The 26,204-nt window shown below is 31.0% G+C and carries 26 protein-coding genes and 1 pseudogene; all 27 read left to right on the top strand.

Annotated elements, in window-relative coordinates; genetic code table 11:
* Positions 1-149, top strand: a pseudogene (locus ACMOUI_RS11765) (transketolase family protein); the annotation flags it as partial.
* Positions 150-208: 59 nt separating this feature from the next.
* Entirely contained in the window at positions 209-1,006 is a 798-nt protein-coding gene (locus ACMOUI_RS11770) for a cell division protein FtsX (protein ID WP_418965884.1), read from the top strand.
* A gap of 14 nt (positions 1,007-1,020) precedes the next feature.
* Positions 1,021-2,097: a murein hydrolase activator EnvC family protein gene (locus ACMOUI_RS11775; RefSeq protein WP_418965885.1), complete on the top strand. Its 1,077-nt coding sequence runs from the start codon at positions 1,021-1,023 to the stop codon at positions 2,095-2,097.
* A 12-nt stretch (positions 2,098-2,109) separates the two neighbouring features.
* Positions 2,110-2,907, top strand: coding sequence for an NAD(+)/NADH kinase (locus ACMOUI_RS11780; RefSeq protein ID WP_418965886.1), 798 nt, complete (start codon positions 2,110-2,112; stop codon positions 2,905-2,907).
* On the top strand, positions 2,901-4,562 hold the full coding sequence (gene recN, locus ACMOUI_RS11785; protein ID WP_418965887.1) for a DNA repair protein RecN: 1,662 nt from the start codon (positions 2,901-2,903) through the stop codon (positions 4,560-4,562). Before ACMOUI_RS11780 ends, recN begins: the two co-directional genes overlap by 7 nt.
* The gene (locus tag ACMOUI_RS11790) at positions 4,562-5,353 is read left to right on the top strand and encodes a tyrosine-type recombinase/integrase (protein WP_418965888.1); all 792 of its coding nucleotides are present in this window, start codon (positions 4,562-4,564) and stop codon (positions 5,351-5,353) included. Before recN ends, ACMOUI_RS11790 begins: the two co-directional genes overlap by 1 nt.
* 2 nt (positions 5,354-5,355) lie before the next feature.
* Positions 5,356-6,249 carry a GTPase Era gene (era, locus tag ACMOUI_RS11795; protein ID WP_418965889.1) on the top strand — a complete coding sequence of 298 codons (894 nt, stop codon included), beginning with the start codon at positions 5,356-5,358 and terminating at the stop codon, positions 6,247-6,249.
* Positions 6,250-6,515: 266 nt separating this feature from the next.
* Positions 6,516-7,115 carry a thymidine kinase gene (locus ACMOUI_RS11800; RefSeq protein WP_418965890.1) on the top strand — a complete coding sequence of 200 codons (600 nt, stop codon included), beginning with the start codon at positions 6,516-6,518 and terminating at the stop codon, positions 7,113-7,115.
* Complete coding sequence (locus ACMOUI_RS11805) at positions 7,115-7,966, top strand: pseudouridylate synthase (RefSeq protein ID WP_418965891.1); 852 nt, start codon at positions 7,115-7,117, stop codon at positions 7,964-7,966. Before ACMOUI_RS11800 ends, ACMOUI_RS11805 begins: the two co-directional genes overlap by 1 nt.
* Positions 7,967-8,386, top strand: a complete 420-nt coding sequence (locus ACMOUI_RS11810) for an HD domain-containing protein (protein ID WP_418965892.1) — start codon at positions 7,967-7,969, stop codon at positions 8,384-8,386.
* Positions 8,387-8,396: 10 nt separating this feature from the next.
* A complete protein-coding gene (locus ACMOUI_RS11815; RefSeq protein ID WP_418965893.1) occupies positions 8,397-10,169 on the top strand; it encodes a TIGR03960 family B12-binding radical SAM protein in 1,773 nt (590 codons plus the stop codon).
* A 9-nt stretch (positions 10,170-10,178) separates the two neighbouring features.
* Positions 10,179-10,847, top strand: a complete 669-nt coding sequence (ung, locus tag ACMOUI_RS11820) for a uracil-DNA glycosylase (RefSeq protein ID WP_418965894.1) — start codon at positions 10,179-10,181, stop codon at positions 10,845-10,847.
* A 71-nt stretch (positions 10,848-10,918) separates the two neighbouring features.
* Positions 10,919-11,311 (top strand): hypothetical protein, encoded by a 393-nt coding sequence (locus ACMOUI_RS11825; protein ID WP_418965895.1) that lies wholly within the window; start codon positions 10,919-10,921, stop codon positions 11,309-11,311.
* A gap of 101 nt (positions 11,312-11,412) precedes the next feature.
* Entirely contained in the window at positions 11,413-12,810 is a 1,398-nt protein-coding gene (locus ACMOUI_RS11830) for a UDP-N-acetylmuramoyl-L-alanyl-D-glutamate--2,6-diaminopimelate ligase (protein ID WP_418965896.1), read from the top strand.
* Between the two features lie 6 nt (positions 12,811-12,816).
* Positions 12,817-13,653: a 3-deoxy-8-phosphooctulonate synthase gene (kdsA, locus tag ACMOUI_RS11835; RefSeq protein WP_418965908.1), complete on the top strand. Its 837-nt coding sequence runs from the start codon at positions 12,817-12,819 to the stop codon at positions 13,651-13,653.
* 1 nt (position 13,654) lies between these two features.
* Entirely contained in the window at positions 13,655-14,611 is a 957-nt protein-coding gene (locus ACMOUI_RS11840; protein ID WP_418965897.1) for a KpsF/GutQ family sugar-phosphate isomerase, read from the top strand.
* A 66-nt stretch (positions 14,612-14,677) separates the two neighbouring features.
* Complete coding sequence (locus ACMOUI_RS11845) at positions 14,678-14,884, top strand: DUF1858 domain-containing protein (RefSeq protein ID WP_418965898.1); 207 nt, start codon at positions 14,678-14,680, stop codon at positions 14,882-14,884.
* A 112-nt stretch (positions 14,885-14,996) separates the two neighbouring features.
* Positions 14,997-17,729 carry an SNF2-related protein gene (locus ACMOUI_RS11850; protein WP_418965899.1) on the top strand — a complete coding sequence of 911 codons (2,733 nt, stop codon included), beginning with the start codon at positions 14,997-14,999 and terminating at the stop codon, positions 17,727-17,729.
* Positions 17,730-17,737: 8 nt separating this feature from the next.
* On the top strand, positions 17,738-19,498 hold the full coding sequence (locus tag ACMOUI_RS11855) for a hypothetical protein (protein WP_418965900.1): 1,761 nt from the start codon (positions 17,738-17,740) through the stop codon (positions 19,496-19,498).
* 113 nt (positions 19,499-19,611) lie between these two features.
* Positions 19,612-20,265 carry an N-glycosylase/DNA lyase gene (locus tag ACMOUI_RS11860; RefSeq protein ID WP_418965901.1) on the top strand — a complete coding sequence of 218 codons (654 nt, stop codon included), beginning with the start codon at positions 19,612-19,614 and terminating at the stop codon, positions 20,263-20,265.
* Between the two features lie 97 nt (positions 20,266-20,362).
* Entirely contained in the window at positions 20,363-21,673 is a 1,311-nt protein-coding gene (miaB, locus tag ACMOUI_RS11865) for a tRNA (N6-isopentenyl adenosine(37)-C2)-methylthiotransferase MiaB (protein WP_418965902.1), read from the top strand.
* A gap of 16 nt (positions 21,674-21,689) precedes the next feature.
* Entirely contained in the window at positions 21,690-22,937 is a 1,248-nt protein-coding gene (gene rho, locus ACMOUI_RS11870; protein WP_418965903.1) for a transcription termination factor Rho, read from the top strand.
* Positions 22,937-23,950 carry a peptidoglycan DD-metalloendopeptidase family protein gene (locus ACMOUI_RS11875; protein ID WP_418965904.1) on the top strand — a complete coding sequence of 338 codons (1,014 nt, stop codon included), beginning with the start codon at positions 22,937-22,939 and terminating at the stop codon, positions 23,948-23,950. The genes rho and ACMOUI_RS11875 overlap by 1 nt, the downstream gene beginning before the upstream one ends.
* A gap of 47 nt (positions 23,951-23,997) precedes the next feature.
* Positions 23,998-25,047 carry a flavodoxin-dependent (E)-4-hydroxy-3-methylbut-2-enyl-diphosphate synthase gene (gene ispG / locus ACMOUI_RS11880; RefSeq protein WP_418965905.1) on the top strand — a complete coding sequence of 350 codons (1,050 nt, stop codon included), beginning with the start codon at positions 23,998-24,000 and terminating at the stop codon, positions 25,045-25,047.
* 58 nt (positions 25,048-25,105) lie between these two features.
* Complete coding sequence (locus ACMOUI_RS11885; RefSeq protein WP_023051202.1) at positions 25,106-25,558, top strand: RNA polymerase sigma factor; 453 nt, start codon at positions 25,106-25,108, stop codon at positions 25,556-25,558.
* On the top strand, positions 25,559-25,885 hold the full coding sequence (locus tag ACMOUI_RS11890) for a hypothetical protein (RefSeq protein ID WP_418965906.1): 327 nt from the start codon (positions 25,559-25,561) through the stop codon (positions 25,883-25,885). It abuts the gene before it with no gap.
* 11 nt (positions 25,886-25,896) lie between these two features.
* The coding region (locus tag ACMOUI_RS11895; protein ID WP_418965907.1) for a hypothetical protein at positions 25,897-26,204 on the top strand (308 nt) is incomplete at its 3' end.

A 26,204-nucleotide genomic window follows, 5' to 3' on the forward strand; every position in this document is an offset into this window, starting at 1 on the left:
CGGAGTTCTTATCAGAGACACACCCAACACTGGTAAAAAAAGTTGGAATCTATGATGTATTTGGTCAAAGTGGAAAGGCTGAAGAGTTATTAGAAAAATATGAGTTAACATCAACTAAGTTAGTATCAGTAATAAAAGAAAACTTATAGAAAATATATAGTATAGAGGCGAGTTGAACTGGCCTCTATATTTTAATTAGGGAGAAGAGATGGAAAGAAAAAAAGGAATAAGAACATTTATAGCATTAACAGTAAGTTTTATAATATTTAATATATTTATTTCATTATCTTCTAATAGCTATTTTATTGGGAAAGTATTAAAAAATGATTATTTTTTGACAATAGAGTTGCAAAATGATGAGTCAAAAGAGAAAATACAGGAGTTTGAGAGATTTCTTTTAGAGAATCCAAATGTAAAAGGAACAAGATTTTTGTCAAAAGAGGAAGCTTTTAGAAATTTACAGAAAGAGTTAGAAATAGTAATACCAAAAAGTGAAAATCCATTACCGAATTCAATAATTGTATACTTTAAAGAGGAAAAAAACCTTCAAACTATTCAGGAATTATTAGATGTAAATCCTATGGTTAGAGAGATATATATAGATAGTCAATTTTTACAAAACACGCAAAGAAAGATAAGTGCAGCAAATGTATCACTATTTATTTGTTTATTTTTATCTATGGGTATGTATTATCCTATTACAACAATACTTAGAGGAACTATAATAAGAGATTATATAATATTTTCAATAAAAGCCCCTCAAAATAAGAGAAACTTTATGGTGGCAAGAACTAAAAATTTAATACCATTTTTTGTAAGTGCATTGGTTGGATGTATGGTATTTTTTAATATCTATATAATTTTAAGAGAGAGATATCAGCAAATTTTATCCAACCTAATTCTTCAGAGTTTTAAACAAATTATAGTGGTAGAGATTATAGCGACCCTAATACTGTTGATTTTAGCTTGGAAATCCACTGGAAAGCTAAAAAAAGATGAGGTTTAACTATGAGGGGATTAATGATTTTTTTTATTTGTAGTACTTTTATATTTGGAGATAGTGTAGATAATTTAAAAAATAAAATGAAAAAAATTGAAAGTGAGATAAAGCAGAAAAATAGTCGAATAGAGCATATAAATTCGGAAAAAATAAGTGTAGAAAAACAGATTGAAAACATAAATTCAGAGATTAAAGACATTGAAAAAGAGAGTGTAAAGCTTCAAGAGGAGATAAAGATAGTAAATAGGAATATAGAGTATGGTGGATTGAACTTAAATGTGAGTAGTAAAGCTCTAGATAGAAAGAAATCAGAGTATAAAGCTAAAATGATAGAGGTAACTAGAAAGTCTACTTTGGAAAGTGATACAAAAGATAGAAGTATTGCAAAAAGAAGCTTTTCAAGACTTTTATATGGTGATTTAGAAAGTATGGAGCATATAAAAACCGTTCAAAGCTCAATAGAGCATGTAAAAAAGAATATTGAAAATGATAGACAAAAACTTACGGTGTTAAAAAGAAAATTAGATTCCAACAAAAGATCTATAGAGATAAAAAAACAGGAAAAAAATAGACTTATAGCAAAATTGAACCAAGAGAAAACAACACATGTTAAAACTATAAGTAAATTAGAAATACAGAAAAAAAGTATTGAAAAAGAGATAGAAAGAATAATTAAAGCTAGAAGTGTCTCTACAAAAAATATGAAGTTAAATACAGCTGTAGCTAATTTAGGAAAGTTCTTAAAACCTATTCCAGGAAATATTGTGGTTAAGTTTAAAGAGAAAAAAAATGGTGAGGTTGTAAGTAATGGAGTTGAAATTGCAGGGAAGATGGGTTCAAAAGTTAAGGCTGCAACAAGTGGAAAAGTAATATATGCAGATAAATTCCAAGGATTAAACAACGTTGTAATGATAGATTATGGATATAATACTATTGGAGTTTATGGAAATCTAATAGCTGTTGGAGTAAAGTTGAATCAACAAGTTCAAAGAGGACAGGATATAGGTGTTTTAGGATTGAATACCGACAGTAAAGCAAATCTTTACTATGAGGTAAGATTTAACTTAAAACCAATAAACCCAGAAAATCTATTTTAACGGAGGGGAAAGATGAAGGGAACTATAATTTACAATGAAGATAAAGAAGAAGCAGTAAAACTATATCATAAGTTACTGAAATTTTTTAAACAAAAAGATATAGAGATAGTTCCTAGTACTCATATATTAGAGGCAAATTTTGCTGTTGTTATAGGAGGAGATGGAACACTGCTTAGAGCTTCTAAAAGTTTAATAAAGAATTCAAACATAGATGTTTTTGCTATAAATGCAGGATCACTAGGATTTTTAACAGAGATAAAAGTTGAGGAGTTTAGACCAACTTTTGATAATTACTTAAAAGGAAAGGTAAAAAAGGAGAGTAGACAGCTACTGGAGGTTATAGTAAAGGATGAGAAGATAGATGTATTAAATGAAGTTGTAATCTCTAAAAAAATGGCAAGTTCAAAAATTTTAAATATATCTATGTGTACAGAGAATACTAAAATATGTGATTATAAGGCTGATGGAATAATAGTTGCTACACCAACAGGGTCAACAGCCTATTCTCTTTCAGCGGGAGGACCGATTGTGATGCCTCAAATTAAAGCTATAGTTGTAACACCTTTAGCACCACATAATTTAGCAACAAGACCGATAATAATAAGTGGAGAGGAAAAACTAATTTTAACCTTAAATCCTGAACAAAAAGGTTGTATAATAGTGGATGGTGAAATTGAAAAAGAGATTGAAGATGGAGAGAGGATATTTGTCTACTACTCTCAAAAAAAAATAAATCTTATTTTACCAGAGGATAGAGATTATTATGGGATTTTGAGAGATAAATTAAAGTGGGGAGATAATTTATGTTAAAAGAGTTAAAGATAGAAAATTTAGCTATTATAGAAAAAGTAGATTTAGAATTTAAAAATGGACTAATAGTTTTAACAGGAGAAACAGGAGCTGGTAAATCCATAATTTTAAGTGGAATAAATCTTTTAATTGGTGAAAAAGCCAGTGCTGATATGGTCAGAGATGGCGAGGATTATCTTTTAGCCCAAGGAGTATTTGCTGTAAATAAAGAACAGGAAGCTGAATTAAAAGAGTTGGGAATCGATGCGGAAGACAATGAAGTTATTGTGAGAAGACACATAGATAAGAATGGTAAGGGAAAGGCTTTCGTAAATAATATTCGGGTTCCTATGTCCAGTTTAAAGGAGATAATGGGTACTTTGGTGGATATTGTTGGTCAACACTCCCATCAAATGCTGTTAAATAAAGCCAATCACCTAAGACTTTTAGATAGGTTTTTAGGAGAGGATGGAATCAGTATAAAAAAACAGTTAGAGAGTATCTATAATGAATATTCAAGTTTAGAGAGAAGAATCCAAGATGTTGAAAAGAATAAAAAAGAAACGATAGAGAAAAAAGAGTTTTATGAGTTTCAGCTTCAAGAGATTGATAAGGTAAATCTAAAAGAGGGTGAAGATGAAAAACTTGAGGAGGAGTATAAAAAGCTCTTTCATGCTGGTAAAATTAAAGAAAAGCTTTCATTGACTGAAAATATATTAAAAGATGATGAAAAAAATGCCTTGAGTATAATATATAATAGCAGAAAAAATTTGGAAACAATATCTAAATATGGTAAGGAGTTTCAAGAGAATCTGGAAAGATTGGAAAGAGTTTATTATGATTTACAAGATTGTGTGGATTCAATAAGAGATTTAAATGATGATATTGAGGCAGATGATATAAGATTAGAAAAAGTTATATCAAGATTGGATGCTATAAACCGTTTAAAATCAAAATATGGAGATGAAATCTCTGAAATATTGGAATATAGAGAGAAAATTGATGAGAAACTTCAGCTTTTAGATGAGAATAGTTTTCAAGTAAAAAAGTTATCAAAAGAGAGAGATGACGCAAAAGAGAAGTACTATGGATTGGCTAAAAAACTTAGTGAAATTAGAAAGTTAAAGGCAAAAATCATTGAAGAGAACCTACAGGATGAATTAAAAGGTTTAAATATGGGAGATGCTAATTTTAAAATTGAGTTTGAAGAATCTAGTAGTATGGGAATAAGTGGAATAGATCAAGTGGAATTTATGATTTCAACCAATGTGGGACAAGGTTTAAAACCTCTGTGGAAAGTTGCATCAGGTGGAGAAGTAAGCAGAATAATGCTGGCGATAAAAGTTATATTTTCAAAAGTTGATAATATTCCAATATTAATATTTGATGAGATTGATACTGGAGTTGGTGGAGAAACTGTTAGAAAGATAGCTAATAAACTTATGGAGATAGGTGAGACTACTCAAGTTATGAGTATAACTCATTCACCTGCAATAGCTGCAAAAGCCACTCAACAATTTTATATAGAAAAAAAACTTATAGATAACAGAACAATAACTCAAGTTAAAGAGCTGAATAGTGAGGAGAGAGTTCAAGAGATCGCTAGAATGTTAGCGGGAAAAAATATATCTGAAGCTGTGATTGAACACGCTAAAGAGTTGTTAGGTGATGTGTAGTGGAACTGTTAGAAAATTTTATTAAATATAAATCGGACTCAAAGAGCTTAAAAAGAGAGACTTTGGAGCTATATCATGGAGATATAAAAGATTTTGAAAACTTTGTACAAAAAAGTCTTTTAAATATAAAAAAAGAGGATATTTTAAAATATATAGAGTTTTTAAAGGAAAATTATCAACCAAATTCAATAATAAGAAAAGTGAGTACAATAAAAACTTTTTATAAATACCTTTTAGAAAAAAGAATGATTGATGATAACCCTTCAGATGGGATTATCATTGAAAAAGCTCCAGAAAAAGAGTTAGAGACACTTGAGATATGGGAGATAAATAGTATTTTAGATGTATGTGGAAAAGACTATAAGGGTGCTAGAGATAAAGTTGTTATAAAACTTTTAGTGGAAAGTAATCTATCTATTAATGATATTTTAAAAATTAAAATATCAGATTTAGATCTATTTTCATATAAGTATATATTTAATGATGAAAAAGGTGAAAAAGTAAAAATATCAGATGAACTTTCAAAAGAGTTGGAAACATACGTTAAAGAGATCAGAGGAAATGTTTCAAGTGGCAATAGTAATCTTGTGTTTTATGGGTTTAGTAGGCAGGCATTTAGAGCAAGATTTATGTCTTTAGGCAGAAAATGTGGAATTGAGAGAGAGATAACTCCAAATATGTTGAGAAATACTTTGAAAACTATGGTAAAATATAATGATGAAGCTAACGAAGAGCAGTTTTTCTTGGATTTAAAAGAAAAGTATTTTAAAATAGGAATAGGAGATGATTAAAAGTGAAAGCTGGATTTATAGCAGTTGTAGGTAGACCTAATGTTGGAAAATCAACATTAATAAATAAACTTGTAAATGAAAAAGTAGCAATAGTTTCTGATAAAGCGGGAACAACGAGAGACACAATAAAAGGGATTTTGAATTTTAATGGAAATCAATATATATTTGTGGACACTCCAGGGATACATAAACCAAAACATCTATTGGGAGAGCATATGACAAATAGTGCTTTAAGAGTATTGAGAGATGTAGATGTTATAGCTATGGTTATAGATGCTTCTCAGGAGATAAGTACAGGAGATCTATTTGTATGGGAGAAAGTACAGGAAGCTAAAAGAACTCCAAGGATCCTTATAGTGAATAAAATAGATAAGATAACTGATGAAGAGTTAATCAAAAAAAGAGAGGAGATAGCGGAAAAATTGGGAGATTTTGATGCTATTGTAGAGATTGCAGGTCAATACGCTATAGGAGTACCTAAATTATTAGAAGCTTTAGATCCATTTTTAGAGGATGGAGTGAAATATTATCCAGATGATATGTATACAGATATGCCTACATATAGAATAATAACAGAGGTTGTTAGAGAAAAAATATTGGAAAGAACAAGAGATGAGATTCCACACTCTGTTGCTATTGAGATTATAAATGTAACTAGAAGAGATAATGGAAAAGATAAGTTTGATATAAATATCTATGTTGAAAGAGATTCTCAAAAGGGAATTATAATTGGAAAACAGGGTAAGATGTTAAAAGAGATTGGAATTGAAGCTAGAAAAGAGATTGAAAATCTTCTAGGAATCCAAATTTATTTAGAACTTTGGGTAAAAGTAAAAGAGGATTGGAGAAAGAAAAAGCCTTTCTTAAAAGAGTTAGGATATGTAGAGGAAAAATAGGAATATTATTTTTTATAATTTTATTAAAATTGGAAAAAGACTTAAAAAAGGTAGCAGTAGCAAATGCTACCTTTTTTTACTATGATTACCACATTTTTATCTATTCATCAAATCTATATTTCAAATAATTATTTATATATTTTGGCATAAATGGATAAAATTTTACTTAACTAGCTTGGTTAAAATTTATGACTTTGTGTTGATATAAAAGATGTGTTATAATAGAAAATAGATAAAAAATAGTTGTTAATGGAGGAAAAAATACAATGCATTTATTATTGACAGAAGGAATGGGTTGGATAGAGGTTGTAACTGGAAGTATGTTTTCAGGGAAAAGTGAAGAGTTAATTAGAAGAATGAGAAGATCAAAATATGCAAATCAGAAGATTTTAGTTTTTAAGCACTCAAGTGATGATAGATATGATGATACAAAGGTAGCTTCTCATAGCCAGGCTTTTATTGAGGCAATCCCAGCTTCAACAGTACAAGAGATGAGAGAGATAATAGAAAAAGAGTATAAAGATGTAAAGGTTATTGGAATAGATGAGGTTCAATTCTTTGGAGAGGATGTGGCTGAGTTTTGTGAAGAACTGGCAGATCAAGGAAAGAGAGTTGTTGTGGCAGGATTAGATCAGGACTTTAGAGGAGAACCGTTTAAACCAATGGATAGACTAATGGCAAAAGCTGAATATGTAGATAAATTTAATGCTATCTGTGCTTGCTGCGGAAATCCAGCTTCAAGAACTCAAAGGCTTGTGGATGGAGAGCCAGCATATGAGGATGATCCAATTGTCTTAGTGGGAGCTAGTGAGAGTTATGAAGCTAGATGTAGAAGATGTCATATTGTTAGAAAAAGAGGAGAGTAATGAACTTTAGAGGTGTTGAAAAAACTGATAAGTGGGGATATATATTTACAGTTTTTTATAGTGGAGAGAGATTTCACTCCTTTGATGAGATGGCAGGAAAAATAACTGTAAAAGGTGAGTTTAGAAGAGTGATGAACGAGTTGGGATTCACTTGGGCAAAGGGGATTCAACAGGGTGGAAGAACAGATGCCAAAGTTTCGGCTGAAAGAAATCTTCTCTATGTAAGTAGCAGTTTTCAAGGGGATTTAGATAAAATAATATTTGAATTTAATGAAAAAATGAAAGAGTCTATCTTTATAAGAAAAGTGCAGAAAACTTTTCCCAATCTATCTTTTCCTGAATATGTGGAAGAAAGAGAGTATCTGTATAGATACCCTAAGAAAAGAATAAAAAGATCTGTAGATGAGATAGAGGAAACTTTAAAAGAAGTAAGTGGAACATATGATGTTAGTAAGTTCACAGATAAAAAAGGGTTGGAGTTAAAAGAGCATGAAAGAACTGTAAAGGTGAGTTTTGAAAAGGGAGTTTTAAAGTTTGTGGGAAACTCATTCATGCCAAAACAGGTTAGAAATATGGTTGGATACATATTAAGTGGTAAGGTGGAAACTTTTCCTGGAAAGTATTTAACTCTGGAAAATGTGTATTTAAAACAGGAGTTAATAGACAAAATAATATATCCTGATAGGGAGTTAGAGATTCCTGGAGTTGAAAGAGTGGAAAGAACAGCTGACAAAGAGCTGATGATTCTATATGTAAAAAAAGATAAAAAAGGTGAAGTTATTGGAAAAAATGCTTCAAATATTAAGATATTAAGAAGAGAGTTTGGAAATATAATAATAAGGGAGATTTAGATGTTTTCTAGACTAAAGCAGGGATGGCGCTATCTATTCGTAAAGTTTGATAAAAATAGTGAAGAGGAGATAAAAGAGATTTTAAATCCAAAGGAGTTTGAAATTTTTTCTCAGATGGGAGAGTACGATAAAGTCCATTCATTTTTAATATATAGTAGATGTAGAGAGAATGAGATCTTAAAGAAAGATGTAAGGTATTTAAAATTAGCTTTACTTCATGACTGTGGAAAAGGAAATATAGGACTTATAAGAAGAGTAAAAAAAGTTTTAATAGGAGATAAACAGTTAGAGAGACACTCAGAAAATGCTTTTGAGAAATTGAAAGACATAGATATAGATTTAGCGAGATTATGTAGAGATCATCATAGAGAACCATTGGAAAATAAAATGAAAATTTTCCAAAATATTGATGATGAATAAAAGGAGAGATATGAGAGTAGATATAGGTAAGTATTTAATGTCAGTGGAAAAACCAGCTCAATACTTAGGGAACGAGATAAATAGTTTTCACAAAGATTTAAGCACAATAAAGGCAAGAATGTGTCTGTTTTTTCCAGATATTTATGAAGTAGGTATGTCAAATTTAGGGATAAAATTACTTTATGCAATTATGAATAAAGTTGATAACTTCTATTTAGAGAGAGGATTTGCTCCTATGGAAGATATGGAACTTCTAATGAGAGAGAACAATATTCCAATGTTTTCTTTGGAAACTAAAACAGAGTTAAAAGATTTTGATGTTGTTGGATTTTCACTTTCTTATGAGATGTGCTATCCAAATGTTTTAAACGCTTTAGACCTATCTGGGATTCCTTTACATGCAGATGAAAGAGGAGAGGAGTATCCTCTTATAATGGCTGGAGGAACTTGTATGATGAATCCAACTCCAATGGAAAAGTTCTTAGATTTTTTTGTCATAGGTGATGGTGAGGAAACTATGACAAAGTTAGCACAGACACTTGTTTCTCTTGCAGGAAAATCAAAGGCTGAAAAATTAGACGCCATAAAGGATTTTGAGGGAGTTTATATTCCAAAACTACATAAAGGTGTAAAAAGAATTAAAAGAGCAATAGTTCAGAATATTGATAACACTCCATCATACTCTGAGCAACTTGTACCATATATTCAAATAGTTCATGATAGAGCATCTGTTGAGATTCAAAGAGGATGTACTAGAGGATGTAGATTCTGCCAAGCTGGATATGTTTATAGACCAGTTAGAGAGAGAAGTCTTGAAAAAAATATGGAACTTATAGAGGATATGCTTTTTAATACAGGATATTCTGAGATATCATTATCCTCTTTAAGTAGCAGTGATTATACTGGTATAAGCTCATTGATAGATGGATTACAAAAAAAATATGAGAACAAAAATCTAGCTATCTCTTTACCATCACTTAGAATGAATACTCACTCTGTAGATGTTGCAGTAAATATCAGTGGAGGAAAAAGAACTGGATTTACATTTGCTCCAGAAGCTGGTAGTCAAAAGATGAGAGATGTCATCAATAAAGGGGTGACAGAGGATGAAATTATTGAAACAGCAGAGGCAGCAGTAAAGGCTGGTTGGGATAATTTAAAGTTCTATTTTATGATAGGTTTACCATTTGAGGCAGATGAAGATGTAATGGGAATATATGAGTTAGTAAAAAGAGTTACATATAGATGCAGAACAATAAGAAAAAGAGTTAATATAACAGCGAGTGTTTCAAACTTTGTACCAAAACCTCATACTCCTTATCAGTGGCATGAGCAGATGAGCGTAGAGGAAACAGAGAGAAAGCAAGGAATGTTAAGAGACGCATTTAGAGGGATGAAAGGCGCTACTTTAAGAATGCATCCTCCAAAGAAATCGTATCTAGAGGGATTCTTATCAAGAGGAGATGAGAGAACAGCTGATCTAATAGAAACAGCATTTAAAATAGGTGCAAAACTAGATGACTATAAGGATAACTTCTCTATTTGGAAGGAAGCTATGGAAGAGTTAAACATATCTGAAAAGGATTACTTAGGAGCTAGACAGTTAGATGCAACTTTACCTTGGGATATTGTAGATACAGGGGTCACTAAGGAGTTTTATATAAGAGAGCTAGAGAAGAGTGAGCAACAAGCTTTAACAGTTGATTGTAGAAATCAATGTTCAGCATGTGGAATGAAAAAATATATTAAAGAGTGTGGGTCATTAACTTTAGATAAAAAATAGGAGTGATATATGTTGAAAATCGGTAATGATTGGGATGAGATATTAAAAAGTGAAGTTGAAAAAGAATACTTTTTGAAAATGAAAGAGTTTTTAAAAAATGAGTATTTAGAAAAAGTAGTTTATCCACCAAATAAGGAGATTTTTACAGCTTTTCAATTAACTCCATATAAAGATATAAAGGTTGTAATATTGGGACAAGATCCATATCATGGACAGGGACAAGCTCACGGATTAGCATTTTCTGTTAAAAAAGGGATTCCATTGCCCCCATCTTTAAGAAATATATATAAAGAGTTGATGAATGAAGGAGAGGGAGATATATTCAATCATGGTTGTTTGGAAGCTTGGGCTAAGCAAGGGATATTTCTTCTTAATGCTACCTTAACTGTTAGAGAGGGGGAAGCTAACTCTCACAGCAAGATAGGTTGGACTACATTCACAGATGAGGTTATAAAAAAGATTAATGAAAAAAATGAGCAAGTAATATTTGTACTTTGGGGAAATAATGCTAAGGACAAAAAGAAATATATTACAAATCCAAATCATATAGTGTTAGAAGGGGTTCATCCAAGTCCATTATCTGCAAGTAGAGGTTTTTTTGGATGTAATCACTTTAGAAAAATAAATGATATATTAAAAGAAAAAGGTCACAAAGTTATAGAATGGAATATTATTTGATAATCAAAATTAATTGACAAAATATACTTAAATAGTTTAAAATAGATTTAAAAATCGGCGGAGGAGGCATTATGAAAAAATTTTTAATGTTATTATCAGTAGTAGGTGCAGTAGCTTATGGGGCAGAGTATAGAAATGGAACTTATAGAGGAACATTTGTATCTGGACAGGAGACTCAAGTAGAGGTTCAATTTGATTTAAAAGATGATAAAGTGGAAAAACCAAAATTTAGAACACTTTTCTATAAAGGTCAAGACTATTTAAAAAATAAGGATTTAGCGAAATATAAGGGTGAGTATGAAGCTCTATTAACAGCTATAACAAATAAAAATGTTAATGATGGAATGGAAACTTTATATGCTCCAGGAGAGATAGAAAACGCAGGAGCGACAGTGAGAGCAACAAAGGTTAGAGCAGCAATAAAGAACGCTTTAAACTCTGGAGTTTATACACCTGCTAAATAGTTGGAAACAGAGGAGAAATCCTCTGTTTTTTGTTTGTTTATATATTGTTTTTTTTTGAAAAGTGTTATAATAACTTGAATAATATATAGTGAGGGATGAATATGGAAAAACTATTTAAAGGAATAAACTATAAAATACTACAATCAACAGAGATGGATGTGCATAGTGGGAATATTGAGTATGATTCAAGAAAAATAAAACCAGGAGATATTTTTGCTGCCTTAAAAGGAGCTATAGTAGATGGGCATAAGTATATAGACAAAGCTATAGAAAATGGAGCTGTAGCAATTTTAGTTTCAGAAAAGGTAGAGCTAAAGGAGGGGATAGGTTATTTTTTAATAGATGATTTAAGAGGAAGTTTAGGAGTTATTGCTTCTAATTTTTATAATCATCCTGAAAAAAATTTAAAGATAGTTGGAATTACAGGAACTAATGGTAAGACTACAACAACCTATCTAGTAGAACAGATACTTGGAGAGGATAAAGTTGCTAGAATAGGGACTGTAGAATATAAAATAGGGGATGAAATAATAGAAGCTCCAAATACAACTCCAGAATCACTAGACATAATAAAAATGAGTAGAAAAGCTGTGGATAAGGGCTTGAAATACCTAGTTATGGAAGTGAGCTCACATGGACTAACAAGCGGTAGAGTGGATATGTTAGATTTTGATGTGGCTGTTTTTACTAATTTAACTCCAGAGCACTTAGATTATCATAAAGATATGGAAGATTATTTTAATGCAAAAAAAATACTTTTTGAAAAGTTAAAAGATAAGAGAAATGGAGTAATCAATATAGATGACCCATATGGAGTAAGAATCTATAATGAATTTGGAGGAATGACATACTCTTTAAAAAAGAAAGCTGATTTAGACAGTGCCTTAATAAAGGAGATAACTCCAACGCTTTTAGGAAATTTCAACATGTATAATCTATTGGCAGCAATTGGTGTAGGTGAGTTATTGGGTGTTGATTTAAATAGTATAAAGAATAGAGCTAGAGAGATAAAGGGAGCACCAGGAAGATTTGAACCAGTTTTTGCAGGACAAAGTTTTAAAGTAGTTGTAGACTATGCACACACAGGTGATGCTTTAGAAAATATTCTCCAAGGTGTAAGTGAGTTAAAAGATAGTGGTAAAATAATAACAGTATTTGGTTGTGGTGGGGATAGAGACAGAATTAAAAGACCAGTTATGGCAGCTGTGGCAGAAAGATATAGTGATTTGGTCATTGTAACTTCAGATAATCCTAGAACAGAGAATCCAAATACAATTATAGAGGATATACTAAAAGGGTTTAAAACTGAAAATTATATGGTGGAGATAGATAGAAAAGAAGCTATAAAAAAAGCGGTTTTAAAAGCTGAAAAAGATGATATAATACTGATAGCAGGTAAAGGGCATGAAACTTATCAAATTTTAGGAACGACAAAAATACACTTTGACGATAGAGAGATTGCCATAGAAGCAATAAAAGAATTAAAAGAGGTGAAGTAATTGAAAATAGTTCAAGAGGTTAAAAAAGTAAAGATAGCTGACAAATTTGAAGTTGGTGGGAATAATAGATTTACATTGATTGCAGGACCTTGTGTGATTGAGTCAGAAGAGTTAGTTATGGAGGTTGCAGAAAAAGTTAAAGAGATCTGTGATAGATTGGGAATTAACTATGTATTTAAAGCATCTTTTGACAAGGCAAATAGATCATCAATACACTCGTATAGAGGACCTGGAATAGAAAAGGGATTAGAGATTTTAAAGAAAGTAAAGGATAGATTTAATATACCAGTGGTGACAGATGTACATGAGGCTTGGCAATGTAAAGAGGTAGCTAAAGTTGTAGATATTATCCAAATTCCAGCGTTTTTATGTAGACAGACAGATCTATTAATAGCTGCGGCTGAAACAGGGTTACCAGTAAATATAAAAAAGGGACAGTTTTTAGCTCCTTGGGATATGAAAAATGTTGTTATAAAAATGGAAGAGATGAATAATCCAAATATAATGCTTTGTGAAAGAGGATCAACTTTTGGGTATAACAATATGGTTGTAGATATGAGAGGATTTGGAGAGATGAGAAAATTTGGATACCCAGTTGTATTTGATGTTACTCATGCTGTTCAAAAACCAGGTGGATTGGGAACTGCAACATCAGGGGATAGAGAGTTTGTATTCCCTCTAATGAGAGCTGGTTTAGCAATAGGAATAGACGCTATATTTGCTGAAGTTCATCCAGACCCTACAAATGCAAAATCAGATGGACCAAATATGCTATTCTTATCAGATTTAGAAGAGATATTAAAAGTAGCTGTAAAAATAGATGATTTAGTAAAAGGAAGATAGTATGGACATAAAAAAGATAGCTCAAGATTTATTTGATAAAGAGATTTGTGAGTTGGAAAAAGTTAAAGAAAAGATATCTGATTCGCTGGAGATTGTGGTGAATTTAATATTAAATTCCAAAGGAAAAGTTGTTATAACAGGGATTGGAAAATCGGGGATTATAGGGAAAAAAATAGCTGCAACTTTAGCTTCAACAGGAACGTTAGCTGTATTTATGAACTCAGCAGAGGGACTTCATGGAGACTTAGGAATGATAAATAAAAATGATATAGTTATAGCTATATCAAATAGTGGAAATAGTGATGAGGTAATCTCAATAATACCCTCTATAAAGAAGATAGGGGCAACACTAATTGCAATGACAGGAAATCCAAACTCAAGACTTGGAAAAGAGTCTGATGCAATACTGGATATTGGAGTGGAAAAAGAGGGATGCCCTCTAAACCTAGCTCCAATGTCTTCAACAACAAGTACGCTGGTTATGGGAGATGCTTTAGCAACTGTTTTAATAACGGCGAGAAACTTTAAACCTGAGAACTTTGCAGTTTATCATCCAGGAGGAAGTTTAGGTAGGAGACTTCTTATGAAAGTTAAAGATGTTATGCATAAAGATTTACCAATAGCTCAGCTAACAAGTGATATGGATACAGTGATAATGACTATGACTAAGAAAAGATTGGGAGTAGTTTGTATTGTTGACAATAAAGAGTTAGTTGGCATTATAACAGAGGGAGATATAAGAAGGGCTTTAAAAATGAGAGATAAATTCTTTACATTAAAAGCGGAGGATATAATGACCAGAAACTATACTTATGCAACAGAGAATATAATGGCATTGGATGCATTGGAGCTTATGGAGAATAGAGAGAGTCAGATATCGGTACTACCCGTTTTATCAAATAAAGAGGTTATAGGTGTTGTGAGAATACATGATCTTTTAAATGTAATTGGAAAATAGTTGACAAAAAAAGTAAAGTTTTATATAATTAAAACATAATATAAAGAAGTAGTAGGAGGAGTAAAAATGGTAACTAAAGATATGAATATTTTAGAAGCGGTTCAAAAACACCCAGTAATTTCAATGGTATTTAAGAAACATGGATTGGGATGCGTAGGATGTATGGTAGCAGCTGGAGAAACTTTAGGAGAGGGAATAGCGGCTCATGGATTGGATGCAGATGCATTAATCGAAGAGATGAACATGTTAATAAAAGAAACTGAAGCAAAGTAATAGTGGGAAAAAAGGACTCTAATTAAAAGAGTCCTTTTTTAATTTCTTGATAACCCTTAGAAAATTTGATATAATATACTTCAGAAAAAATTTATATATGAGGGAAAAGGGTATGGAATCTAATTTAAAAAAAATAAATGAGTCACTATTTTTTACTTTAACTTGTGATGAAGTAGGAACTTATGTTTCTTTAGTAGACAGCAATGGGGATATAGTAGAAGATATAGATGGATACGAGATTAGTGATGAAAATGATTTGAAAATTATTGATTTAATTCAAGAGATAAAAGAGGATAGCTTTTTCTCTGGGTGGGATAATGAAAAAAATGAGCTATATATCGATGAAAATATAGAGATTTTAGATTATCTAAAAGATAGTAAAAAAGTGGTTACAGGGGATATGAAGCCAGTTAACTGGATTCTGAGTGGGAACAAAATAGTATTAAAGATTAATTTTGTAGAAGATGATTTTGATCTATGTGAAGGAAAGCTTCTTTTAAATGGGGAGAAGGAGTTTACAATAGTTTCAGATAACTATGTTTTAAGTGAAGGAACAATGTATTGGATAGATATCCCAAAAGATACAATCCATATTTTAAAAGAGATGGAGTCAAAGTTTTCTAAATCAGAGTTGGAAAAATATCTGACATTAGCTTCATCATTTGGTAGTGGAATAGAGATTGAGTGTTTGGACTATGAGATTATAGAGAATGGGAATCTAAAACCTGTACAAGAGTTAATAATAGAAAAAATATCTCAAGACAATAGTCTATACTTAAAAATAGGAGCATCTATCTCAACTATCGATTATGAGTTTTTAAAAGCTCATAGTCTGGAAAGAGCTTTAGTTATAAAAGATGATTTGAAAAAAATTGAAATAACAGAGGTTGAACCTACCTATTTAGATGAAACAGTTGAAGAGATTGTTAAAACTATTGTGAAGCATCAGAAAAACTTGAAAATAAAATCAAGTTTTTATGTAGATGAAAATTTTATAATTTTACAGGAAAAGTTAGCTAGAGAGTTTGTAACTCAGGAGCTATTGCAATTAGCAGGTAAATATAAGGTTGTAGGTACAGATAACTTGAAAAAATATAGTGTAAAAGCTGTTAAACCAAAAGTTGTAGGGAACTTTAAACATGGTATAGATTTCTTAGAAGGAGATGTACATTTAGAGATTGAAGGAGAAAAATTCTCAATAGTAGATGTACTGAACAGTTTTAAAAAAGATTCATATATTGTTTTAAGTGATGGAACAAATGCACTTATAAATAGAAAATATATGGAAAAATTAGAGAGAGTTTTTAAAGATAATGGAAAATCAAATGTTAAGATATCATTCTTTGACTTACCAATTATAGATGATTTAATAGAGGATAAGGTATTGGCAAATGAGATTAAGAAAACTAAGAGTTTCTATAGAGGTATCAATCAAATAGAAAACTATAGTGCACCAATGCCATATATAAACGCGACTTTAAGAGAGTATCAAGAGTATGGATATAAGTGGTTAAGATACCTTATGGACAACAGTTTAGGAGGATGTTTAGCAGATGATATGGGTCTTGGAAAGACACTTCAAGCTATAACACTTATAACAAGTTTACACTTGGTTCCAGAGAGAAAAACACTGATAATTATGCCAAAAAGTTTGATATATAACTGGGAAAGTGAGATAAGAAAGTTTAGTCCTGGACTAAAGTGTGGAATATACTATGGTAATTTTAGAGATAAAGGTATATTTAATGATGTGGAAGTAATAATAACTACATATGGAACAGTAAGAAATGATATAGAGTTCTTAAAAGAGATGAAGTTTGATTTAATTGTTTTAGATGAATCTCAAAATATAAAAAACGTAAATGCTCAAACAACAAAGGCAGTGATGTTATTGGACTCTAAGTATAGGCTGGCACTGAGTGGTACTCCAATTGAGAATAACTTGGGAGAGCTTTATTCACTATTTAGATTTTTAAATCCGTCAATGTTTGGAACACTGGATGAGTTTAATTATCATTATGCTAATCCAATTCAAAAAGAGAATGATAAAGAGGCAATTGAAGAGCTAAAAAAGAAGATATACCCATTTATATTGAGAAGGGTTAAGAAGGAAGTTTTAAAAGACCTTCCAGATAAAATCGAAAAGACACTGTTTATAGGAATGAATCCAGAACAGAAGAGATTGTATGAAGAGAGAAGAGCATACTACTATGGAATGATAAACAGTCAGATAAAAACTCAAGGATTGGGGAAAACACAGTTTTATATATTACAAGCTCTAAACGAATTAAGACAATTGACTAGTTGCCCAGAGATGAAAAATCCAAATATTCTTTCTAGTAAAAGAGAGGTTCTTATAAATAATGTGCAGGATGCAGTAGAAAATGGACATAAGGTACTTATATTTACAAACTATATTAAAAGTATAGAGAGTATAACTTCTGATTTGAAAAAAAGAGGAATAAAATATTTAGAGATGACAGGTGCAACAAAGGATAGACAAGGTTTAGTAAATCTATTCCAAAAAGATAAAAAGTATAAAGTTTTTGTAATGACATTAAAAACTGGAGGGGTTGGACTAAATTTAACAGCAGCGGACACTATATTTATTTATGATCCTTGGTGGAATAAAACAGTTGAAAATCAAGCGGTAGATAGAGCTTATAGATTGGGACAGGACAGAACTGTATTTTCTTATAAACTGATACTAAAAGATACAATTGAAGAAAAAATATTGAAGTTACAAGAAAGTAAAAGTCAGCTATTAGATAATCTAATCTCTGATGAAGGGGCGACTTTAAAAACTCTAACTGAAAAAGATATAGAGTTTATTCTTGGAGAATAGGAGATGGTATGGGAATAAGTAGAGATAGATTTAGAAAAGCTTTAAATGAAAGTTATTCAAAAGAGATACTTTTTAAAATATTTAAAAGATATTTTTTAGATTGGATAGCAGAAGGATATATTGGTAGTAATTTAGGATTGTTTGAAATCTCATTGATATCTGAATCTACAAATAAACAGACATTTTTGGAGTTAATGGAGCAGATGTACTCTAAAGAAGAGGTGTTTAAAGGTATTTTTTCATCATTACCAAAAGAGGTTCAGGAGATATTTGAGAGTATAGCTTGGAAAGGTAAATTCAAAATAAAAGATAGAGACATCTATTTAAAGGATGAAGAGGGATATAATATCAAATCTGAGCTAAAAGATGAGTTCCTATTTTTTACAAAAAATGGAGATACTAAAAGAGGCGAATATTTAACTTTAAATAATGATATTGTGAGAGTTATGAGAAGGTTTATGGATAAGCCAAGAGAGTATTACATCTATAAAGTTATAAACTGTCAATGCGAGTTTAGAGAAAATAATGAAGAGAAGATTCAAGAGAACTTGAGAAAGTATTACTCGTTTTTTAAAGATGGGAAGATGCAACTATCAAGTAGTGGAAAACTTTTAAAAGAATCAAAAAACAATATGAAAAAATACTGTAATATTCATGAATATTATGAAGGCATAAAAGATTTAGAGTTTTTAAAAACTGAGACAATGGGACTGTTTTTATTTCTTTTTAAAGATGAATATCTAAATGATGAATTTATTAGATCCAGTAATTTAAAGGCCATTGTAAATGGATTTTTAGATGGAAGTATAATAAAAAGTGAGGACAATACATATATAAGTCTATACTTAAACTACTTAAAAGGGATTAAAAATGTAGGTAAATCAAATGATGAGATAAAAAGAGGTCTAGCAACAATAAAAATGATATTATCAGAGTTTCCAGATGATGATTTTGTATCCATTGATAATATTATAAAGAGTATACTTTATAGAGATGAATTTATTGAAATTATCGATGTGGAGTCAGCTTTTGCAACTCTTTATATAAATGAGGCAAACTATGAGAGAACAAAAATTGTGGGATATGATAAATATCTAGCATATGTTGTGGAGCCATTTATCAAATCGGTATTCTTTATTTTAGCCTCTTTAGGTGTTTTGGAAATCTGTTATGAAAAGCCATCTTCAGCGAACTCTCTATATCTAAAAAATGGGTACTTAAGCAAATATGATGGAATAAAATATGTTAAATTCACTGAATTGGGAAGATATATTTTTGATAGAGTTTTAACATATAACTTTAAAGTTTTAGAGGATGAGGGAAAAGTAGTTTTAGACGAGGATAGATTGATTGTTACTGTAATTGGTGAAAGCCCTCTTAGAATGATGACTTTAGAAAAAATTGGTAATAAGATAGCACCAAATAAATTCAAAATATCAGAGGAAACTTTAACAAAAGGCTTAGATAATTTAAGTGAGGTACACACTAAGATACAGGAGTTTAAAGAGAAGATAACAAATGATTTACCGATGAACTGGAATAGATTTTTCGGCGAAGTTATTGAGAAAACAGAGTTAATAACTCATGTTCCTGACTATAAAGTTTTAAAATTAAAAAATGATAAGGAACTATTATCAGCAATAACAAAGGATAAAAGATTTAGATCTTTAATTTTAAAAGGTGAGGATCTACATATAATGGTTAAAAAAGAAAATTTAGATAAGGTGTCAGGACTGTTCAAAGAGTATGGATATTTTATAAATTTGTAAGATAGATAGGATAAAGTTATTTTAACTTTATCCTATTTTTATTAAAAACAGATGTAAAGACTTTAAAAAGTGTGATAAAATTAAAATATAAATAATTTTAGGAGGTATAGTTTATGAAGAATACCTATTTTTATGAAGTGGAAAAGATATATGAAAGTATAAAAAGTAAGATAGAAGAGAGATTAGAAGAGTTCAGAAGAGTGTGGAGAGAGGGAGATAATAAGGACATATTCTGTGAACTAGCTTTTTGTATTTTAACTCCACAATCTAAAGCGAGAAATGCTTGGAAAGCCATCAGCGACCTAAGAGACTCCAATGTTTTATTTACAGGAAGCGAAGAGGATATAGTACCATACTTAAATATTGTTCGTTTTAATAAAACTAAAGCTAAAAACCTTTATATTTTGAGAGAACAGATGACCAATGAAAATGGTGAGTTTATAACAAAAGATTTTTTTTCAACTTTTAGTTCACCTTTTGAGATGAGAGAATGGATTGTAAAAAATATAAGAGGGATGTCCTATAAGGAGGCAAGTCATTTTTTAAGAAATGTGGGATTTGGTCAAGAGTTAGCAATTTTAGATAGACATATTTTAAAAAATTTGGCAGCTTTAGATGTGATAGAAGAGGTTCCTAAGACAGTTACCCCTAAATTATATAAAGATATTGAAGAGAGATTAAAAAACTATTGTAAAGAGATTGATATTCCCATGGAGAATATTGATTTACTATTATGGTACTTAGAGGCAAAAGACATATTTAAATAATGTCAGAATAAAGAACTATTGATAAAAGTTGTACTACTATGGTATAATTTCTAACATGTTTAAGTAGTAATTTGTTAAAAAATTTGGAGGAAAAAAATTGAAAAACGCAGTAATTATAACATATGGTTGTCAAATGAATGTCAACGAAAGTGCAAAAATAAAAAGAATTTTACAAAATATGGGATACAATGTAACTGAGGATATAACAGAGGCAGATGCAGTATTTTTAAATACTTGTACAGTTAGAGAGGGAGCAGCAACTCAAATATATGGAAAACTAGGAGAGTTAATGGCTGTAAAAGAGGAGAGAGGAACAATTATAGGAATAACGGGTTGTTTTGCTCAGGAGCAGGGAGAGGAGTTAGCAAAAAAATTCCCAGTTATAGATATAGTTATGGGAAACCAAAATATTGGAAAAATCCCTTCAGCAATTGAGAAAATAGAATCTGGAGATTTTAAACACGTTATCTATACAGGGGATGAGGACGAGTTACCTCCAAGATTAGATGCGGAGTTTGATTCTAAAAAAACAGCTTCAATACCAATAACATATGGGTGTAATAACTTCTGTACTTACTGTATAGTTCCATATGTTAGAGGAAGAGAGAGATCTGTACCAATGTCACAGATAATAGATGAAGTTAAAGTATTTGTGGAGAAGGGCTATAAGGAGATTATGTTATTAGGACAAAACGTAAACTCATATGGAAATGATTTAGATAGTGGAGAGAATTTTGCTCAACTATTAGAGGAGATCTGTAAGGTTGAAGGGGACTTTATAGTTAGATTCGTATCACCACATCCAAAAGATTTTGGAGATGATGTAATAGATGTTATAGCTAAAAATGAGAAAATTGCAAGATGTCTACATCTACCTCTACAATCAGGATCATCAAGAATACTTAAATTAATGAACAGAAAATACACAAAAGAGCAGTATATAGAGTTAGCAGAGAAAATAAAATCAAGAATTCCAGGTGTGGCTTTAACAGCTGATATTATAGTTGGATTCCCACATGAGACAGAGGAGGATTTCTTAGATACACTGGATGTTGTGGATAGAATTGGATTTGAAACATCATTTATGTTTATGTATTCTCCTAGAAAAGGGACTGCAGCAGCAAAGATGGATGGTCAATTGGATCAAGAGGTGAAGAAGGAGAGACTTCAAAGATTAATTGATTTACAAAATAGAAAATCAAAAGAAGCAAGTGATAGTTATAAAGGAAAGATAGAAAGAGTCTTAGTAGAGGGACCAAGTAGAAAAAATGAGGAAGTTTTAACTGGAAGAACATCTACAAATAAGATAGTTTTATTTGCAGGAGATAAAGAGCTAGAAGGAACATTTGTTAATGTGAAGATAAATGAGTGTAAAACATGGTCGCTATACGGAGAGATAGTGGACTAGTAACCTTGGAGGTACAATGGAGAAATTAGAAAATTTTTTGCTAAAAGAATTACAAGAGATTGCCAGACAAATGGGAATAGATTACTCAAGCAGAACCAAAAAAGCTGAGATTGTAGAGTTGATAAATGAAGCGATAGATGCAAAAGAAGGGATGCATTTAGCTTGGGGAAATCTAGAGGTAATGGCAGATGGATATGGTTTCTTAAGAAATACAAATGTGGAAAAAGATGTGTATGTTTCAGCTTCACAGATAAGAAAGTTTAAACTGAGAACAGAGGATTTCGTATTGGGAGAGGTTAGAGAAGCTGTTCAAGGGGAGAATAACTACGGACTTAGAAAAGTTCTTTTAATAAATAATGGAAGTATTCAAGAAGCAGAATCAAGAATACCTTTTGATGAATTAATCCCAGCCTATCCAACACAACAATTAAAATTAGAAACAGATGCCAAAAATATTTCAGGTAGAATAATAGATTTGATTGCGCCTATAGGATTGGGACAAAGAGGGCTTATAGTAGCTCCTCCCAAGGCTGGAAAAACTGTACTCATCAGTAATATAGCGAACTCTATAATTGAAAATAATAAAGATATTGAAGTTTGGATACTTTTAATTGATGAGAGACCAGAAGAGGTTACTGACATAAAAGAAACTGTAAAAGGTGCACAGGTATATGCATCAACTTTTGATGATGATCCAAGAAATCATATAAAAGTGACTGAATCTCTTTTGGAAAGAGCTAAAAGAAAAATTGAAAATGGAGAAAATATTGTGATATTGATGGACTCTTTAACTAGATTGGCAAGAGCATATAATATTGTGATACCATCAAGTGGAAAATTAATCTCAGGAGGAATTGATCCGACTGCGTTATACTATCCAAAAAAGTTTTTTGGATCTGCGAGAAACATAAGAAATGGTGGAAGTTTAACAATCTTAGCTACAGCATTAGTCGATACAGGTAGCAAAATGGATGATGTAATATATGAGGAGTTCAAAGGTACTGGAAACTTAGATATTCATTTAGACAGAAATTTAGCAGAACTTAGAATATATCCATCAATAGATATTCAAAAATCTGGAACTAGAAAAGAGGAACTTCTAATAGGTAAGAAGAAATTGGATTCTATCTGGAATATAAGAAGATATCTATCATCTCTTGATAAAGCTACTGCAACAAAAAAGTTAATCGATACTATTTCTTCTACAGAAAGCAATGATAAACTCATTGAAATGTATGAAAAATCTTTTGCAAGGGGGAAATAGTGAAAGAGATATTTAAAGTATTTGCTATAATAATAGCAGCATTTATAGCTATGTTAATATTAGTTTTTAAACCTTACAGATCAGAAGTAGTAGACTTGAAAAAATTTACAGAATATTATTCAGAGACAACTACAGTGGAAGATGGTGGAGGGTTTGAGCTTGTTGAAGAAAACTTTTATACGATAGAGAAAGAGTATAAAATAGGGGAACAAGAATCAATAGAGGGAGTTCCTCTTGAAGATGTTGACTTGAAACAGGCTTATGAAATTCCTAAGTTGGAAAGCTATGTTGTGGCTAATGGAGATACTTTGGGTGGGATAGCAGATAAAAATGGAATATCTTTAGAAGTTCTAAAGGCTAATAATCCAGGAATCTCAAATAGTTTAAAAGTTGGACAAAAAATAAATATTGTTAAATCTAATGGTGTTTTTTATAAGGTAAAGAGAGGGGATTCTCTTTTTAAGATAGCATTAGCTTATAAGATAGACGTAGAGGATTTAAGAAAATATAATAATTTAAAAAATGATAATATAAGAGTTGGAGAGGAGTTGTTTATATACAATCCAAGTGAAGAAAGTTTAAAAAGACTTACTCAAACTGGAAATGTAAAGAGAGCAACGGTGCAAAAGAGCTTTACAATGCCAGTGAAATGGGCAGGGATAACAAGTCCTTTTGGGAAGAGATTTCACCCAGTTTTAAAAAGATATATACAGCATGCAGGAGTGGATATGAGAGCTAGATATGTACCTCTTATGGCTTCAAAAGATGGAACGGTTGTCTTTGCTGGTTATATGACTGGTTATGGGAAGATAATTAAGATAAACCATGGGAATGGTTTTGAAACAAGATCGGCTCATTTGGATAAAATGTATGTAAAAACAGGTGATAGAGTGAGAGCTGGACAGGTTATTGGAAAAACTGGAATGTCAGGAAGAGTAACTGGGCCTCATCTACATTTTGAAATCAGAAAAAATGGAAAAGCCAATAATCCAATGAATTATTTAGTTAGATAGCCCTAGGATTATACTAGGGCTTTTTTAAATGGTATGAGAGGTGAATAATGAGAGAGTCAAAGATTATAAAAGTTGGTAATTTAACGATTGGAGGAGGAAGTGAGATAATCATTCAATCTATGACAAATACACCGACAGCAGATGTAGAAAAAACAGTTACACAGATAAAAAAATTACAGGATGAAGGGTGCCAACTAGTTAGAGTTACTGTAAATACTGAGGAAGCGGCAAAAAAAATAAAGGAAATAAAGGAGCAAATTGATATACCTTTAGTAGCGGATATACACTTTGATTATAGATTAGCTATACTAGCTATGGAGAATGGGATAGACAAATTGAGAATAAATCCAGGGAATATAGGAAGTGATGAGAAAGTGGAGCTTGTTGTCAAAAAAGCCATAGAAAAAAAAGTTCCTATAAGAATAGGTGTAAACTCAGGGTCTTTAGAAAAGGGTATATTGGAAAAATATGGAAAGCCCACTGCTGATGGAATGGTAGAAAGTGCACTATACCATATGAGACTTTTAGAAAGATTTGGTTTTACAGATATTGTAATATCTTTGAAATCAAGTAATGTAAAGATGATGATAGAAGCATATAGAAAATTATCTAAGTTATGTAACTATCCATTACACCTAGGAGTAACAGAGGCTGGAACTGCTTTTCAAGGAACTGTAAAATCTGCAATAGGAATAGGTGCTCTGTTGATTGATGGGATAGGAGACACAATAAGAGTCTCTTTAACAGAGGATCCAGTAGAGGAGATTAAGGTTGCAAAAGAGATTTTAAAAGTTTTAGGACTGAGAGAAGTTGGAGTTGAGATTATTTCATGTCCAACTTGCGGTAGAACAGAGATTGATTTAATTGGTCTTGCCCATCAAGTGGAAAAAGAGTTTGAAAAAATGGATAAAAAAATAAAAATCGCTGTAATGGGGTGTGTAGTTAATGGACCAGGAGAGGCAAAGGAAGCTGATTATGGTGTAGCGGGAGGAAAAGGAGTTGGAGTATTATTTAAAAAAGGTAAAATAGTTAAGCAGGTTGGTGAAAAGGATATTCTAAAAGAGTTGAAAAAAATGATAGATGATGATTTTAATTAAAACTTTTTTAGGAATTTTGTAGTCTAAAATTATAAAGCTAAAATAATGAGGTATTTAAATGGATTTTGATCAAATATATAATGAGTATTTTGATAGAATATACTATAAAATACTATCAACAGTAAAAAATGCCGAAGATGCCGAAGACATAGCTCAAGAAGTTTTCATTAGTGTTTATAAAAACCTTAAAGGCTTTAGAGAGGAAAGCAACATATATACTTGGATTTATAGAATAGCTATAAATAAGACATATGATTTTTTTAGAAAAAAGAAGCTGAATCTAGAGTTAAATGATGAGATTTTAAGTGTTGAAAGTAATGAAGACTTTAATATTCCAATCCTTTTAGAGGAGAAGTTAAAAGAACTACCTTTCCAAGAGAGGGAGATAGTTGTTTTAAAAGATATATATGGCTATAAACTTAGGGAGATTGCAGATATGAAAGAGATGAATATATCAACAGTAAAAACGATATACTATAAAGCTATTAAAGATATGGGAGGTGTGATATAAATGGTATCTCCAAAAGAGAGAGTAAGAGCAAATATTTATAAAACATTGTTGGAAGAGGAAAAGAAAAAGAGCAAGAAAATCTCTGTACTTTCTTTATCTCTTTTCGTGGTAGGAGTGTTTACAGGAACATCTTACGACTTAGTTAAAAGAAATATTGCTCCTACTGAGAAATTAGTAGCTTTAGAGAGTGGAGAGCTGCAAAGAAAAATATCAGATAAAAAAGAGATAGGATTTACAATTGACGATTTATTTCAAGCAGATGAAATAAAAATAAATAAAAGAGATTTTAATACTGAAAATCTTTTTGTGACAGATCTACAAATTTAGTGGAGGACTTTATGAAAAAAATAGTGATGGGACTATTGATACTTGTAGCTACTGTATCAGCCTATGCGACATCGGGAATAGGGATAGTAAAAGATGAAGATTTTAGGGCTATAGGGGTAAGTCAAGACAATATAGAAAAAGTTAAGGTTATAATTGAACAGGCCAGTATTCAATATAAACTAAAAACACTAGACAAGAAAGCTTTAGAAATTGAAATTAATAAGTACATTTTAGATGGAACAGAAAAAAATCTTGAAAAATTAAATGAGCTAGTTGAAAAGGTGGGTCTTTTAGATGCTGAAATTATAAAGGATAGATT

Source organism: Cetobacterium sp. (assembly GCF_048470075.1).
Lineage (GTDB): Bacteria > Fusobacteriota > Fusobacteriia > Fusobacteriales > Fusobacteriaceae > Cetobacterium_A.